At 56.1% G+C, this 14,724-nt stretch carries 15 protein-coding genes; 8 read left to right on the forward strand and 7 right to left on the reverse strand.

Annotated elements, in window-relative coordinates:
* Positions 1-111: 111 nt before the first annotated feature.
* The gene (locus RRF56_RS24120) at positions 112-1,035 is read left to right on the forward strand and encodes a PRC-barrel domain-containing protein (protein ID WP_317035698.1); all 924 of its coding nucleotides are present in this window, start codon (positions 112-114) and stop codon (positions 1,033-1,035) included.
* Between the two features lie 15 nt (positions 1,036-1,050).
* On the forward strand, positions 1,051-1,680 hold the full coding sequence (locus tag RRF56_RS24125) for an RraA family protein (RefSeq protein WP_317035699.1): 630 nt from the start codon (positions 1,051-1,053) through the stop codon (positions 1,678-1,680).
* 44 nt (positions 1,681-1,724) lie between these two features.
* On the opposite strand, the gene RRF56_RS24130 is transcribed toward RRF56_RS24125, so the two are convergent.
* Complete coding sequence (locus RRF56_RS24130) at positions 1,725-1,985, reverse strand: hypothetical protein (protein WP_317035700.1); 261 nt, start codon at positions 1,983-1,985, stop codon at positions 1,725-1,727.
* Between the two features lie 1,152 nt (positions 1,986-3,137).
* Between RRF56_RS24130 and gndA the strand changes: the two genes are divergently transcribed.
* Together gndA and RRF56_RS24140 are read left to right on the forward strand one after the other, a co-directional pair.
* On the forward strand, positions 3,138-4,562 hold the full coding sequence (gene gndA / locus RRF56_RS24135) for an NADP-dependent phosphogluconate dehydrogenase (protein ID WP_317035701.1): 1,425 nt from the start codon (positions 3,138-3,140) through the stop codon (positions 4,560-4,562).
* A 427-nt stretch (positions 4,563-4,989) separates the two neighbouring features.
* A complete protein-coding gene (locus tag RRF56_RS24140; RefSeq protein ID WP_317035702.1) occupies positions 4,990-5,973 on the forward strand; it encodes a glutathione S-transferase family protein in 984 nt (327 codons plus the stop codon).
* 230 nt (positions 5,974-6,203) lie between these two features.
* Here the strand turns inward: RRF56_RS24140 and RRF56_RS24145 are convergent, their stop codons facing one another.
* The 5 genes from RRF56_RS24145 to RRF56_RS24165 all read right to left on the reverse strand — a co-directional run bounded on the left by RRF56_RS24145 (position 6,204) and on the right by RRF56_RS24165 (position 8,977).
* A complete protein-coding gene (locus RRF56_RS24145; protein ID WP_317035703.1) occupies positions 6,204-6,344 on the reverse strand; it encodes a hypothetical protein in 141 nt (46 codons plus the stop codon).
* 5 nt (positions 6,345-6,349) lie between these two features.
* Positions 6,350-7,303: an isoaspartyl peptidase/L-asparaginase gene (locus RRF56_RS24150; RefSeq protein WP_317035704.1), complete on the reverse strand. Its 954-nt coding sequence runs from the start codon at positions 7,301-7,303 to the stop codon at positions 6,350-6,352.
* 78 nt (positions 7,304-7,381) lie between these two features.
* The gene (locus RRF56_RS24155) at positions 7,382-7,522 is read right to left on the reverse strand and encodes a DUF2256 domain-containing protein (protein ID WP_317035705.1); all 141 of its coding nucleotides are present in this window, start codon (positions 7,520-7,522) and stop codon (positions 7,382-7,384) included.
* Between the two features lie 2 nt (positions 7,523-7,524).
* The gene (locus tag RRF56_RS24160) at positions 7,525-8,229 is read right to left on the reverse strand and encodes a GUN4 N-terminal ARM-like repeat domain-containing protein (protein ID WP_317035706.1); all 705 of its coding nucleotides are present in this window, start codon (positions 8,227-8,229) and stop codon (positions 7,525-7,527) included.
* Between the two features lie 106 nt (positions 8,230-8,335).
* Positions 8,336-8,977, reverse strand: coding sequence for a response regulator transcription factor (locus tag RRF56_RS24165; protein ID WP_317035707.1), 642 nt, complete (start codon positions 8,975-8,977; stop codon positions 8,336-8,338).
* Positions 8,978-9,243: 266 nt separating this feature from the next.
* Between RRF56_RS24165 and RRF56_RS24170 the strand changes: the two genes are divergently transcribed.
* A complete protein-coding gene (locus RRF56_RS24170) occupies positions 9,244-10,671 on the forward strand; it encodes an NADP-dependent isocitrate dehydrogenase (RefSeq protein WP_317035708.1) in 1,428 nt (475 codons plus the stop codon).
* 205 nt (positions 10,672-10,876) lie between these two features.
* Positions 10,877-11,872, forward strand: coding sequence for an NAD-dependent epimerase (locus RRF56_RS24175; protein ID WP_317035709.1), 996 nt, complete (start codon positions 10,877-10,879; stop codon positions 11,870-11,872).
* Positions 11,873-11,892: 20 nt separating this feature from the next.
* On the opposite strand, the gene RRF56_RS24180 is transcribed toward RRF56_RS24175, so the two are convergent.
* Positions 11,893-12,840: a hypothetical protein gene (locus tag RRF56_RS24180; protein ID WP_317035710.1), complete on the reverse strand. Its 948-nt coding sequence runs from the start codon at positions 12,838-12,840 to the stop codon at positions 11,893-11,895.
* 83 nt (positions 12,841-12,923) lie between these two features.
* Here RRF56_RS24180 and rpsB point away from each other — a divergent pair, with 83 nt between their 5' ends.
* The gene (gene rpsB, locus RRF56_RS24185) at positions 12,924-13,700 is read left to right on the forward strand and encodes a 30S ribosomal protein S2 (RefSeq protein WP_317035711.1); all 777 of its coding nucleotides are present in this window, start codon (positions 12,924-12,926) and stop codon (positions 13,698-13,700) included.
* Positions 13,701-13,895: 195 nt separating this feature from the next.
* Positions 13,896-14,651 carry a translation elongation factor Ts gene (gene tsf / locus RRF56_RS24190; RefSeq protein ID WP_317035712.1) on the forward strand — a complete coding sequence of 252 codons (756 nt, stop codon included), beginning with the start codon at positions 13,896-13,898 and terminating at the stop codon, positions 14,649-14,651.
* Positions 14,652-14,724: the final 73 nt, after the last annotated feature.

Consider the following 14,724-nt stretch of genomic DNA (forward strand, 5'->3'; position numbering starts at 1 on the left):
GTTAAGATAGCTATTCAGGTTAAGGTACCGGTTTACCGTGGGTAACGCGGTTTGCTAAACGCCTGGGCTGCACCAGCACTCTGTTGTCTCGGTCCACGAGATAGATTAAACATGACCTTAGACAAATATCGTCTCCGTTCAGACTTCTTAGGCACCCAGGTAATTACTCGCAACTCTGGCCAACGGCTAGGAGTTGTCAGTCAGGTTTGGGTTGACGTAGACCAACGAGAAGTTGTGGCCATTGGCCTACGAGAAAATATTATGTCTGGGCTGGTTTCAAGCACTCAACAGGTGATGGCCCTCACCAACATTCGTCAAATTGGCGACGTCATTTTAGTCGATGACGAAGCCGCCCTCGACGACGAAATGAGCGTCGCCGCCTACAGCACCCTGGTCAACTGCGAAGTCATTACCGAAACCGGAGAACCCCTCGGTCGAGTGCGCGGGTTTAAGTTTGACGTTACCAATGGCCGCATCGAAACCATTGTGATCGCCTCTTTTGGTTTGCCACAAATTCCTGACCAGGTGATTAGTACCTACGAGCTCTCCATCGATGAAGTGGTCAGCAGTGGCCCCGATCGCCTAATTGTGTTTGAAGGCGCTGAAGAAAAAATGGTACAGCTCAGCGTTGGCCTGCTCGAACGTTTGGGCATTGGCAGCGCCCCGTGGGATCGCAACGACGATAGCGAATACATCATGCCGGTGTCGACGGCCAACCAGTTGCCCTCAGGGGTGCAGGTGCCCGCCGAGTTTTCTAAGGCCCGCCCCGCCGCTGCTGAAGAGCGCTGGAGCGACGACGACTGGGGTGAACCCGAGCGCATTGAAGAACCTCTCCAAGCGCAGCAACCCGCCGAGCGCTACCAGGCCGCCACCATGGATGAGCCCAGCAGCTACAAAGCCTACGACGCCGACTTCCAAGATGTCACCGAAGACGTTTGGACAGAGGAAGACGAAGGGGATCCCTACGAAGCCAAACCGCTCAACATTCCTCAAAAGAAAAAAGTCACCGAATACGAAGAAGAGCTGGACTACTAGAGACACACTACTGCGGTGAACACCCCCTCCAAATTTGCGGCCTGCTCTCCTACTGCCTACGCCGATGTTCTGGGGCCGCAGTACTGTATGGATATCGGCTTGCGAACCCTTTGGCCCCGCCCGCCCCGGTTGGCTGGCCCAGCCTATACCGTCTGTTGCCCAGCCGCAGACAACCTAATGCTCCATGCCGCCATTTACCGAGCTGCACCGGGGGATGTGATCGTGGTGAAAGCCGGCGATGTCAACTATGCCATGGCGGGGGGCAATGTCTGTGCGATCGCCCAACAGCGCGGCATCGCTGGCCTGGTTGTCGATGGCGTGATTCGCGATCTGGCCGAAGTTAGGGAAGCCCAGTTTCCAGTGTTTGCCCGTGGGGTAATGCCGGTGCCCGGTCAGAAAAAGCAGCTAGGCACCCTAAACCAGCCTATTGTCTGTGGCGGTGTACAGGTCAACCCTGGGGATATTGTCGTGGCCGATGAAGAGGGCATTATCGTGATTCCATCGGCCCAGCAAGAAGCGACCTGGCGGGCCGCTCAGCAGCGTACGGCCCAAGATGAGGCCCAGTCACTGGCCGATTGGGCCGTCAACCATCGCGCCAAAGTTGAGCAAGCCTTGCAGTCTTTGGGCTTTATAGACGAGCGCTAAATGCCGTCCTGCCTCGATCACAAATAATCCAAATTCAAGACATCTTAGACCGCGTCTTTGCGCTTAACGGCCCAGAAAATACCCGCTTGACCTGGGGCTCGCAGCTTGCAGGCGGGGCACTCACAGGTTGCACCGCCATCCACCAGCGTGAGATATTTGATTTCTGCCTGAATAGAGATTTCGCTAATGGGCAGCCCCAGCATTTTCTTGATGTGGGACTCGACAGGGCGGCAAGCGCGGCGGGCAAAGCCCTGCCCTGCTCGTTCAGAGTAAATGAGATAATCCGAAAGCCAAGTGTCATTCATAGATATAACTCTATCGAGCAACTTAGCATCTACCTAAAGCAGTCTATAGAAATTATGTCTTTAGATGGATGTCAATCTATCATGCCCTCAGTCGCAGTTTTTTGCACTTCGAGGGGGCCACTTCTTTTAAAGAGTCGAAGCAGCCCGTATGAAGCCCTTGTGGTATCCCTTAATCAATGGCCGCCAGATGGCAGGCCAATTAACCCCCGCGCGTGGCTGGCGTCGGTAGGGTAACTCATGCTGAATCCTGTTTGGTTAACCCCCGATGCACAGGGCGCTGCTATGCGCCCCTACCTACGGTTTGGCCTTCTGGAATCGGGGTTATGCAATTCGGATTTGATATTAATCGGGCGGTGCGATCGCCCCTAGGTAGGCCTGCAACGGCTAGATAAGAGTTTGGCTGAGGGTATCTGGCTTACTATTTCCTGGCTGACGCAGCCCACGTTGCTGCTCCTAGGGGGGCCAAGGATCAGATCAAAAAAAAGAGCCGACCGGTAGTCAGCTCCACTTTCAGCTACTCAAGGAGATTTTCAACCAAACAAGGCAATTTATACAGATCAAAACGAGAGCGGCGTTTCTATCCAAACGGGGAGATAACGTCACAACGTTGCACCATTGTCACGGTACTGGCTCAATGCCACAGCTTCAAAGGCTACAGAATTGCAGAAATACTACGAAATTAGCAACGGCTCAAACCTGAGATTGCCCAGTCGGGGTATCTGGCGATCGCTGGCCTCTAATGTAAGGCATTGGTTAAGGCGCGGGGGCTGGGGCAAGCGCCTAGAGCCGACATCGACCTTCAACTCGCGGGTGCAAGCAATCGTTATTCCTGTTTCTCTCCCCTGACGAGTAAGTCAGTAGGGTCGCGGAGATGAGCCAGCCCACCGCCCCATCATCAGCAACGACTACGCTGCCTAAAATTCCTTACCTGGGGTGGATTCCTGTTCTAGTAAGGTCAGAGAATCTTAGGTTTTCGACCGCTCACCTAAAGAAAACCTTTGGGAGCATGGCCAGATTGAAAAAGTTGTTTAGGCTGTTGACAGTTTTGATGTCAGTGGTCTTACTAATCACGTCGCATTGACTTGCCCACCCCATAGTTTTTCCTAGAATTTCGCAGCTGACTTTCGACTGAACCGTTACCGAGAAATTGATATGGCACAGAGTTTTGGTGTAATTGGCCTCGCTGTTATGGGCGAGAATCTGGCCCTCAACGTTGAGAGCAAAGGCTTTCCGGTGGCCGTGTACAACCGCACCGCCGCCGTGACTGAGAAATTTATGGCTACTCGCGCCCAGGGCAAAAACGTAAAAGCCGCCTATAGCCTTGAAGAATTTGTTCAATCCCTGGAGCGACCCCGACGCATTTTGGTCATGGTAAAGGCGGGTGGCCCTGTGGATGCGGTGATCGACCAGCTGCGCCCGCTGCTGGATGACGGCGACATGATCATGGACGGCGGCAACTCCCTCTACGAAGATACTGAGCGCCGCACCAAAGACCTAGAATCTACTGGCCTGCGGTTTATCGGCATGGGGGTAAGCGGCGGCGAAGAGGGCGCGCTGCTCGGCCCCAGCCTAATGCCCGGTGGCACTCGTGCCGCCTACGACTCGATCGAGCCCATTGTCAAAAAAATCGCCGCCCAGGTGGATGACGGCCCCTGTGTCACCTACATTGGCCCGCGCGGTGCAGGCCACTACGTCAAAATGGTGCACAACGGCATTGAGTACGGCGATATGCAGCTAATCGCCGAGGCCTACGATCTGATGAAGAGCGTGCTCGGCCTCAACCACAACCAGCTGTTTGATGTATTTAGCGAATGGAATCTCACCGACGAGCTGAATTCATTTTTGATTGAAATCACCGCCGATATTTTCACCAATATTGACAGTGACACCAACACGCCTTTGGTTGAGTTGATCATGGATGCGGCGGGCCAGAAGGGCACCGGACGCTGGACGGTGATGAGCGCTCTGGAACTGGGCGTGGGCATTCCCACCATTACGGCGGCGGTGAATGCGCGGATTATGTCATCCATCAAAGAGGAGCGGGTAGCGGCGTCTAAGGAACTCGATGGCCCAGTGGTTAACTTTGACGGCGATGTCAAAGCGATGGTGAACAAGATTCGCGACGCGCTGTACTGCTCAAAGATTTGCTCCTATGCCCAGGGTATGGCGTTGATTGGCGCGGCCTCGAAGCACTACGAGTATGACGTCAACCTGGGTGAAACCGCCCGGATTTGGAAGGGGGGCTGCATTATTCGTGCTGGCTTCTTGAACAAGATTAAGCACGCCTACGACGAAAACCCTAGTCTGCCCAACCTGCTGCTGGCTCCTGAGTTTAAGCAGACGATTCTCGATCGCCAGACTGCCTGGCGCGAAGTGATCGCGATGGCGGCGACCTTTGGCATTCCGGTACCGGCGTTTAGCGCCTCGCTCGATTACTTTGACAGCTACCGGCGCGATCGCCTGCCGCAAAATCTGACCCAGGCTCAGCGTGACTACTTTGGAGCCCACACCTATGTGCGGGTCGATAAGGAGGGCACGTTCCACACCGAGTGGCAAAAGGCTCCGGCGCGGGTGTAAACGTTCCCTGAGTTAAAAACCTCACTACACAACATTGCCGTCGATCCCGTGGGGTCGGCGGCTTTTTTTTGCCTGTAGTATCAGTCCACGTAGGGTGGGCATTGCCCACCGTCAGGGTTACGGCCCTACAACACAGCACGCCTACTGTGATTAGGGGGTGTAGGTTAGCGATCGCGGCGCACAATTGAGGTTATAAGCCAGATCTACTGCTGGGGGCATTTCGCAGCCCCCAGACCCCTTCGACAAGGACGTTCCGTCGTCCTTGACCTCACGGAAAGGATGGGTTGATCATCGGTTTAAACCTTGGTTCTGCCCATTGACCTGTGGGCGACTTCGGTGGGCTTTAGCGGCTCGTAGGGTGCATCCGCGCAGCGATGCACCGCCAAACATTCTTTATAGTAGAGACATCTTCTCACGCAAGGATTCTATGGCTGGTCTGCCGCCGGGTTTGCTGATTCGCACCGCTAAGCACGTTTGGACGACGCTGTGGCAAACCATGATGGGTCAGATGGCCCCCAGCAGCAAGGGCGGCGACTACCAGCGACCCGAGAGTGAGTTTCGACAGCGGGTTGAGCCGGAAGGGGCGTATCCGCCAGAGGCAAATCGCTACCAGCTGATTGTAGGCATGGGCTGTCCGTGGGCGCACCGGACTTTGGTGACGCGGGCTTTGAAGGGATTGGAAGAAGCCATTTCAGTTCTCCCTGTAGTCCCTTCGCCCGACGAGGGCTGCTGGGTGTTTGAAATGCCCTTTCGTGGCTGCCGCACGCTGCCAGAACTGTATCGCCAGACCCAGCCAGGGTATAAGGGGCGAGCCACGGTGCCAGTGCTGTGGGACAGGCAGACGGCTACCATCGTCAACAATGAGAGCGCTGAGATCATCGTGATCTTGAACGAAGCTTTTAACGAATGGGCAGGTCAGCCAGAGGTTGACCTTTATCCAGACTCTCTGAGATCTGAGATTGATACCTGGAACGATCGCACCTACCAGGCCGTGAACAATGGTGTCTACCGCTGCGGCTTTGCCCAGAGCCAGGCGGCCTACGATCGCGCCGTCACCGAGCTATTTGATGCCCTAGATGCGATTGACCAGTCGTTGGCCCAGAACGCTTATCTCTGTGGCGATCGGGTGACGCTGGCCGATGTGCGGCTGTTTACCACGCTGTTTCGCTTTGATGTGGTCTACTACAGCTTGTTTAAGTGCAACCGCCGCCGCATTCAAGACTATACCCACCTCGGCCCCTACCTGCGACGGCTGTACCAACTGCCGGGGGTGGCGGCGACCTGCGATATTGAGGCGGTCAAGCGCGACTACTACGGCAACCTGTTTCCGCTCAATCCAGGTGGCATCATTCCCTCAGGACCAGATTTAGAGTATCTAAAAGCTCCGGTTGAGGTGGTGGTCGATCGGTAGCGATCGCCCATCGTTACAACGGGATTCGGTAGGCCTAGTTAAGGAGAAATTAATCACTTTTCAGCAAACTGTAGGCCGATGCTTTAGCTGTTGGACGTCTATTCCCACGCCTTTGCGGGGGCAGGCTCTGCGCGGCAATGACGGATTTGTCCTCACCTGAGGGGCTATAGCTATACAAGGGTCAGATAAAAGCCATCACGGACATGGATCTCCATCAACGATTCCTCTGCTTACTGCGAGATAAACCCGGTTACCAGCAGGGGCAGCAAAATCAGCGCGGTCAAAATTACCATCAGCGTTGGCACGTCGATTTTGAGCACGTTTTTCTCGGAGGCTGAGGGGTTGCGCTTGGGCGAGTTGGGGTCAGTCATAACAGTTACACCACTCCGGTTAACGTGCCTGAGTCTAGCTCTAGGGTATCACCCACCACATCGCCCGTATGGTAGGCCGCTAGCAGCACATCGCTGGTTTTGCCCCAGGCAATTTGGCCCTGGTAGCTGAGGGCGATCGCACCAAAATCTCGTCCATGCTCAGTCGCCTCCCCAAAAGACTTTTCAAAGGCCGCCAAAATATCCATGCCGTCGCTTACCCGCACCACAATGCGGGCCGCCAAACATTCGTCCATAATGTCTTCGCCAATGCCCGTACAGCTCACCGCCGCAAAGGCATTGGCATAGTTGCCCGCCACGGTAGCCGAGTCGCTCACCCGGCCCAGGCGCTCTAGCCCCTTGCCCCCGGTCGAGGTGCCCGCCGCCAAATGACCATCCATATCTAGCACCACGACCCCAATGGTGCCGCGCCGACTTTCAACGTCCTCGGGGGCATCTACGGTTTCTGCCACCACCCCCGCCATCGGGCTTTGAAAGTTGTTGGCCCGCGCCCGTATCCACTCTTGCAGACGCAGATCGGTGATCGGGTCAAAGGGGACTAGGGCCATCTCTCGGGCTAGCTCAGCTGCGCCAAAATCAGACAGCACGCGATCGGGAGCGGGTTGCAGGTAGGCCGCCAGATCGATCGGGTGCCGCACCCGCGACACGTTGATAATGCCGCTAAACCGTTGGGCGCTGCCATCCATCAGGCCCGCACTCATGCGCACCTGGCCATCCGATTGCAGCACCGACCCATAGCCCGCATTGAAATGGGGCGAATCTTCCATCAGTCGGCAACCCATCACCACGCAATCGCGGGCGCTGGCCCCGGCTTCGGCTTTGCTGTAGACCTGCTTGACAATGCTGTGCAAGTCTTCTCGCAGCGCCACCAACCGCTCTTTGTGGCCATGGGCACTACCGGCTCCGCCGTGGATAATGACTTTGGGTAACGCCTGCGTCATGGTGGTTGTCCCTGAGAATGCTTTCTCAGCTTAAGGGGTCGATCGCCGTAGAACTGTAGCGTGGGTGATGGGTTGGCCCTAGCGACGGCGGCGGCAGCGATCGCTGCAATATTTCACCTCATCCCAGCAGCCGGCCCACTTTTTGCGCCAGGTAAACGGGCGTTGGCACACCGGGCACACCTTAGTGGGCAAATCGGCTTTCGCCCGCTGCTTTGCCACCGCTATACCTCGTCGTGCCACGCTGGGTGGGTCAGCAGCGACGACATCATCCGCACGCCGCGCAGCTGGTTCGACAGGGGCAGATGGCCATCGGGGGCGCTCAAATCCCAGATAAAGCCACCGGGGTAGCGCGTCCAAATGTTGTCATCTTTCCAGCCGATGCGAGGCCAGAACTTGTCCCAGTTTTGGCTCAGGCTGAGCCAGACTCGCCGCTGCACCGAAAAGCCAAACTTGCCCTCAGAGTAGACCAGCCACAGCCGATCGATGGTCTGTAAATCGACAACGGGAAACTGCTCCACTTCGGTGAAGTACACCCACTTCCGCTTTGTCGCCGTTGGCCCTGCCAGCTCACACAACTTGGCTAGTGTTACCCGATCGGCCTCTTCAAACTCTTGCCGAACCAATAAGTCTTGCAGCAGAGTATAGTCAATCGCCTGTTCAGAGGGCATCTCCAGCCGCCCCTGGGGCCAGTGCTCCGTCAGCATGCCCCGCAAATCTTCCTGCTCCGTGGCGTAGAGCACCTGAAAAATCTTGCCGTCCAGAACGGTCGGTGGCTGATCTTTTCGCTCCACCAGAGTTGTGGTCAACAGATCAATCCCCTCTTGCCCCAGGGCCAACAGCTCGTGCACCGCCGAGAGCTGCTTCTTCAGCGAATCGCCCTGCAATCGATTGCGCAAATCCACCAATGTGTCGCCGTCCGAAACCATAGATACCGCATGAGAGTGCCCGCTCTCAATGATAGAACGTGTTGGGTAGGGCGGTGAAGTCGGTGAGTGAGTGGGAAAGGGTGGGTGGGTTGATGCATTCACTCACCTACCCTTTCCCCGACTCTTCTGGTATTCGATACCCATGCTCAAAGGCAAAGCGCACAATCTGAGAGCGGTTCTCTAGATTGAGCTTGGTCAACATATTGCTGAGATGGGTTTGCACCGTGCGAGGGCTGAGAAAGAGGTGTTCACCAATTTGTTTGTTGGTAAACCCTTGGACAACCTCCCAAAAGACGCGCTCTTCCGCTGGGGTGAGGGGTAGGGGGGCCGGCTGGGCAGCAGTTTGTTCGGCCATGCGCTCTAGGACGCTGTGGAGCCGCTGCGATCGCGCGATCGCCCCTTTCACTTTGGCAATTAGCTCTTGGGCCGAGAAGGGCTTAACCAGGTAGTCGTCAGCACCCATCAGGTGCCCCTGTACTCGGTTGGTCAGCTCTCCTAGGCTAGAGAGAAAGATGAAGGGCACCATTTCACCCTCAGGGCTAGAGCGCAGCTGGTGGCAAAATTCAAACCCACTCATGCCTGGCATCATGACGTCTGACACCACCACATCGGCAGGCTGGGTCGTCAACAGTGACAGTGCTTCCTCACCCGAGGTGGCATTGAGCACCTCAAAGCCCTGATCTTGTAGCCGCCGGGTCAGGGCCAGTTGCATAACCGGGTCATCGTCGACGATTAGAACAGTTTTCATGGATCCAAAATCTTAAGGGACAGTAAGGGGAGCCAGCGGGGACAGCGGCAGATAGAACGGGGACCTAAGGAAACATAGCTGGGCTAGTGCGATCGCAGACATGGGGGCTTGTAGAGCACTCCGGTCATCGCTCCGCTTTTGTTGAGTCAAGGAGCCATTGCCATTAAGGATTTGAGCCCCAGATCTAAATCGTCATTAAACGAGCAAAAATGTGGGTTAAAGCGCATTAGACTATGGGTTGTTTTGTCGTTTGCGGGCAATTTGCGATGTATGAACGGATCACTCCCCCGACGGTAGGCGAACGTATCACCTTTAAAGATGGCGAACCTGTCGTACCAGACACGCCTATCATTCCCTACATCCGAGGTGATGGAACGGGGGTAGACATTTGGCCTGCGGCCCAGCGGGTGTTCGATGCGGCAGTAGCCGCCGCCTACGGCGGCAAGCGTGAGATTGTCTGGTTTCGGGTCTATGCGGGCGACGAAGCCTGTGAGCAGTACGGCACCTACCAGTATCTGCCCGACGACACCCTCAAGGCGATCGAAGAATTTGGTGTGGCGATCAAGGGGCCGCTCACGACCCCCGTGGGCGGCGGCATTCGCTCCCTCAATGTGGCCCTGCGGCAGATCAACGACCTCTACGCCTGCGTGCGCCCTTGTAAGTACTACGCGGGCACCCCGTCGCCCCACCGCAGCCCCGAAAAGCTTGACGTCATTATCTATAGAGAAAACACCGAAGACATCTACCTGGGCATCGAGTGGAAGCAGGGTGACCCCATCTGCGACCAGCTGATCAAATACCTCAACACCGAGCTGATCCCGGCTACCCCCGAGCACGGCAAAAAGCAGATTCCCCTCGACGCGGGCATTGGCATTAAGCCGATCAGCAAAACTGGCAGCCAGCGCCTGGTGCGCCGGGCCATGAAGCATGCCCTACGTCTGCCCAAAGAGAAGCAGCAGGTCACCCTGGTGCACAAGGGCAACATCATGAAATACACCGAGGGGGCCTTCCGCGACTGGGGTTACGAACTGGCCACCAGCGAATTTCGGGCCGACTGCGTCACCGAGCGTGAGTCGTGGATTTTGGGCAACAAAGAAGCCAACCCCGATCTGTCTACCGAAGACAACGCCCGCCAGATCGAGCCAGGCTACGACGCCCTGACGCCGGAGAAAAAAGCCGCCATTTGTGCCGAAGTCGAGGGCATTCTCGCCGCTATCTGGGATACCCACGGTAACGGTCAGTGGAAGGACAAGGTGATGGTGAACGATCGCATCGCCGACAGTATCTTCCAGCAGATCCAGACCCGGCCCGACGAGTACTCCATTCTCGCCACCATGAACCTGAATGGCGACTATTTGTCAGATGCGGCAGCCGCGATCGTCGGTGGCCTGGGCATGGGGCCAGGGGCCAACATCGGCGATACCTGTGCCATCTTTGAGGCCACCCACGGCACCGCCCCCAAGCACGCCGGCCTCGATCGCATCAACCCTGGCTCGGTGATTCTCTCCGGCGTGATGATGCTGGAGTACATGGGCTGGCAGGAGGCGGCAGATTTGATCAAAAAGGGCATGGGGGCAGCGATCGCCGCCCGCGAAGTCACCTACGACCTGGCCCGCCTGATGGAGCCCCCGGTCAGCCCGCCGCTGAAGTGCTCAGAGTTTGCCGAGGCGATCGTCAAGCATTTCGGCGCATAAGCTCAGCCGGTCGCCCCTACTGAAACAGGCTAAAGCCGATCGCAGGTGACACCCTGGGTCGGCTTTTCTATGCAGTCAGGCCTGCGCTGGCCGCCGCTACAAGACTGGACTGCAATATAAGGTAAAAGCCGTAAAACCTCTATCAATAAGCACTTCACCATTACCCCAGTTCGTTCACCCTCAATATTTAGATATATAGAAACCTATGGCAATCTTGATTACAGGCGTAGCCGGGTTCATCGGCTTTTCTCTGGCCTCTCGACTTTTGAGCGAAGGCTATCCGGTTTACGGCATTGACAACCTCAATGCCTACTACGACATCACCCTCAAACACGATCGCCTCCGCTTACTGACAGCCTATCCCACCTTCACCTTTGAAAAATTAGATATCTACGACCGACCTAGCATCGACACACTCTTTCAACGTTGTGCCTTCGACTACGTAATTCATCTGGCTGCCCAGGCAGGAGTGCGCTATTCCCTAGAAAATCCTCATACCTATGGGGACAGCAACCTGTCAGGATTCCTCAACATTTTAGAAGCCTGTCGCCACTACCCGGTTCAGCACCTGGTGTTTGCCTCCTCTAGCTCGGTCTATGGCTCTAACCGCAAAGTGCCCTTCTCTACCCGTGACTCGGTAGATTATCCGGTTTCCCTCTATGCCGCGACCAAAAAAGCCAATGAACTCATGGCCCATGCTTACAGCCACCTCTATCAGATTCCCACCACAGGGCTGCGCTTTTTTACGGTCTACGGCCCCTGGGGCAGGCCCGATATGGCCTATTTCAAGTTTGTGCAAGCGATCTGCGAAAATCGCCCCATTGATGTCTATAACCACGGTCAAATGAAGCGCGACTTCACCTACATTGACGATGTAGTAGAAGGCATCGTGCGAGTGATGCACCGGCCCCCCAACGGCTGCGATCAGCCCGAAACTACCGCCAGCCAGGCCCGCTACAAAATCTATAACCTGGGTAATCATCAACCGGTAGCGTTGTTGCGGTTCATCGAGGTGATCGAGGCAGCCTTGGGGCAGAAGGCCGTTCTAGAGCTCAAGCCCATGCAGCCCGGCGATGTGCTAGAAACCTACGCTGACACCACCGATCTAGCCAAGGATGTGGGCTTTTCTCCCGATACCCCCTTGGAGGTGGGTATTGCCAAGTTTGTGGCTTGGTATAAAGACTATTACCTCAACGCATAATCGAGGCTAGATCACCGGGGTCAGGTAGCTGACGGGGGCGGAGCCAGCCGCTGGCTCAGTACCGCTAAGCCAGCCCCCATCGCTTCTGCCAGGGTACCTACTAACCGATATAGGGCCACCGCACTGAGCACCACCCCAACGGTGAGCAGATCTTGTAATAGAGTAACCGCGATCGCCTCAAATACCCCCAGCCCTCCCGGTGCCCCGGGAATTACTAACCCCGCCAGCCAGGCCAAGCTAAACAGACTTACCACCGGCAGCAAAAGCTCTCTGGGCAGAGGGCCAATAGCACTGATCACCAGGGCAAAGCCCAGGCCCTTCAAGAGCACAAAGCCCATTTCCCCCAGCAGCGGCTTTAGCGGATAGTGGTGTAGTGCCGCCTCGGGTAGGGGTTCGCTGTCATCGGCCCCAACCTTAGCCTGCCCAAGGCGGTTCATTATCGGGTTGAGCCAGCGGGGGTGAACCGCGCCTAGCGCTAGCGCCAACACCAAAATTTGCCCTGGCCAATAGGGGGTGGGGCTAGCCAGTCCCAACATGAGAGCCGCATTCGCCATTAGCAATGGTTCTAGCACCACCCCGACTATGGCCGCGCCCCTAGCAATCCCCAAATCCTTTAAGGCCCTTACCCGACCGTAAAAATGCCAAACGTTACCGGGTAGATATTTCAGCAGATTGGTCTTGAGGTAGACAGGCATGCTCCAGACCCCGGCTACCGGCTGTTGCAGAGCTTGCAAAATCCAACTCCACACCCAGCCTGCCCAGCCGTGGGCCAGCAGACTCACGCCCGTGGCCAGGGCCAGCAGAGCAACGCCCTGCGGGCGCAGGCGGATGGCGGTGACTTCAGCCCAGTGGCCCGCTAGGGTGTGTAGCAAGAATGCGATCGCGGCGGCAACAATCACCCAGCGCAAATATCGCTTTAGCAAAACTCTGACCTGGTTGCCATTGTGATATCCTAGTAAAGTTGTCAAAATCGCACATTCGAATTTTCGGGTCTCTCCCTTTAGGAGAGCACGTTCGAATGGAGGATTAACCCGAAAGGAGTCAAAACCAAATGCCCGTTATTACTCTACCCGAGCTACTTGAGTCTGGGGTTCACTTCGGCCACCAGACCCGTCGCTGGAACCCGAAGATGGATCAATACATCTTCACCTCTCGCAACGGCGTTCACATCATTGACCTGGTGCAAACCGCCCAGTTGATGGAAGAAGCTTACAAATTTGTCCGCACCGCCGCCGAACAGGGGCAAAAGTTTCTGTTTATTGGTACCAAGCGCCAGGCTGCTGGCATTGTGGCCCAAGAGTCTAGCCGCTGCGGCTCTCACTATGTCAACCAGCGCTGGCTGGGCGGCATGCTCACCAACTGGGAGACGATCAAGTCGCGGGCTAACCGTCTCAAAGAGCTAGAGCGGATGGAAGAGCTAGGGGCCATTGACCTACGCCCCAAAAAAGAAGCCGCTGTGCTGCGCCGCGAGCTAGAGAAGCTGCAAAAATACCTGGGCGGCATCAAGACCATGCGCAAGGTGCCTGACGTCGCCATCATCGTTGACATCAAGCGGGAATACAACGCCGTGTCTGAGTGCCAAAAGCTCGGCATTCCAATTATTTCTCTGCTAGACACCAACTGCGACCCCGATGTTGTCGATGTGCCTATTCCGGGTAACGACGACGCCATTCGCTCCATTAAGCTAATTCTTGGCAAGCTAGCCGACGCCATCTACGAAGGGTCTCACGGTGGCCAAGCCTCCGGCGATGACGACTACGATGACTACGACGGCGGCGAAGATGACGAGTACGGCTACGACGCCCCCGCCGCTGACAGCGACGACTAGGGTTTAGTGCTCCCTCCTCTGCTTCAGGCAGAGGAGGGGGGTGCCGTTATGAAGGTGGCCAACGGGGTTTAAGCTGAACTAAGGCATTACCCCTGGGTTTGACTTGGCCCTTGGGTTGGATTTGGCCCTTGGATTGGATTTAGATTGAATTGTTTGTATTGAGTTCGACGACAGCGCGTTAGGACGTAAATTACCATGGCAGATATTTCTGCAAAGCTTGTCAAAGACCTGCGCGACAAAACCGGCGCAGGCATGATGGACTGCAAAAAAGCCCTGAAAGAGAACGAGGGCAGCGTTGAAAAAGCCATTGAGTGGCTTCGCCAAAAAGGCATTGCTTCGGCTTCTAAGAAAGAAGGCCGGGTGGCTGCTGAGGGTATTATTGGCAGCTACATTCACACTGGCGATCGCGTCGGTGTGCTGGTAGAGGTCAACTGTGAAACCGACTTCGTCGCCCGCCGCGACGAATTTAAGGCCTTGGTGCGCGATGTAGCCATGCAGATCGTGGCCTGCCCCAACGTGGAATATGTGCGGGTCAGCGATATCCCTGCCGAAGTGGCCGAGAAGGAAAAATCTATCGAGATGGGCCGCGATGACATCGCCAATAAGCCCGCCGCCATGCAGGAGAAAATTGTTGAGGGACGCATTCAGAAGCGCCTGAAAGAGCTTTCTCTGATGGATCAGCCCTTCATCAAAGACCAAAATATTTCGGTAGAAGAGCTAATCAAACAGGCTATTTCCAAACTGGGTGAAAACATTCAGGTCCGCCGCTTTTCCCGGTTTGTGCTGGGTGAGGGCATTGAAAAAGAAGAAACCAACTTCGCCGACGAAGTAGCGGCCCAGACGGGGCAGAAGAAAGCTCAGCCTGAAGCAACAGTGGCCGAGGCTGCCCCCGAACCCACGCCCGAACCTGCTCCCGAGCCTACTGCAAAGAAGGCTAAGAAAAAGAAGTAGTCTCCTGGGGCTAGTAGTCTGCCAAGCTAGAGGTGACAGGTGAGTGGGTTCAAGGTGTCAGGTGTCAGGTTCT

It is taken from the genome of Nodosilinea sp. E11, from assembly GCF_032813545.1.
GTDB lineage: Bacteria > Cyanobacteriota > Cyanobacteriia > Phormidesmidales > Phormidesmidaceae > Nodosilinea.

Coding starts and splice junctions, on each gene's coding strand:
- RRF56_RS24120 (WP_317035698.1), top strand. CDS start 112: ATGACCTTAGACAAATATCGTCTCCGTTCAGACTTCTTAGGCACCCAG.
- RRF56_RS24130 (WP_317035700.1), bottom strand. CDS start 1,985: ATGAATGACACTTGGCTTTCGGATTATCTCATTTACTCTGAACGAGCA.
- gndA (WP_317035701.1), top strand. CDS start 3,138: ATGGCACAGAGTTTTGGTGTAATTGGCCTCGCTGTTATGGGCGAGAAT.
- RRF56_RS24140 (WP_317035702.1), top strand. CDS start 4,990: ATGGCTGGTCTGCCGCCGGGTTTGCTGATTCGCACCGCTAAGCACGTT.
- RRF56_RS24145 (WP_317035703.1), bottom strand. CDS start 6,344: ATGACTGACCCCAACTCGCCCAAGCGCAACCCCTCAGCCTCCGAGAAA.
- RRF56_RS24150 (WP_317035704.1), bottom strand. CDS start 7,303: ATGACGCAGGCGTTACCCAAAGTCATTATCCACGGCGGAGCCGGTAGT.
- RRF56_RS24160 (WP_317035706.1), bottom strand. CDS start 8,229: ATGGTTTCGGACGGCGACACATTGGTGGATTTGCGCAATCGATTGCAG.
- RRF56_RS24165 (WP_317035707.1), bottom strand. CDS start 8,977: ATGAAAACTGTTCTAATCGTCGACGATGACCCGGTTATGCAACTGGCC.
- RRF56_RS24170 (WP_317035708.1), top strand. CDS start 9,244: ATGTATGAACGGATCACTCCCCCGACGGTAGGCGAACGTATCACCTTT.
- RRF56_RS24175 (WP_317035709.1), top strand. CDS start 10,877: ATGGCAATCTTGATTACAGGCGTAGCCGGGTTCATCGGCTTTTCTCTG.
- rpsB (WP_317035711.1), top strand. CDS start 12,924: ATGCCCGTTATTACTCTACCCGAGCTACTTGAGTCTGGGGTTCACTTC.
- tsf (WP_317035712.1), top strand. CDS start 13,896: ATGGCAGATATTTCTGCAAAGCTTGTCAAAGACCTGCGCGACAAAACC.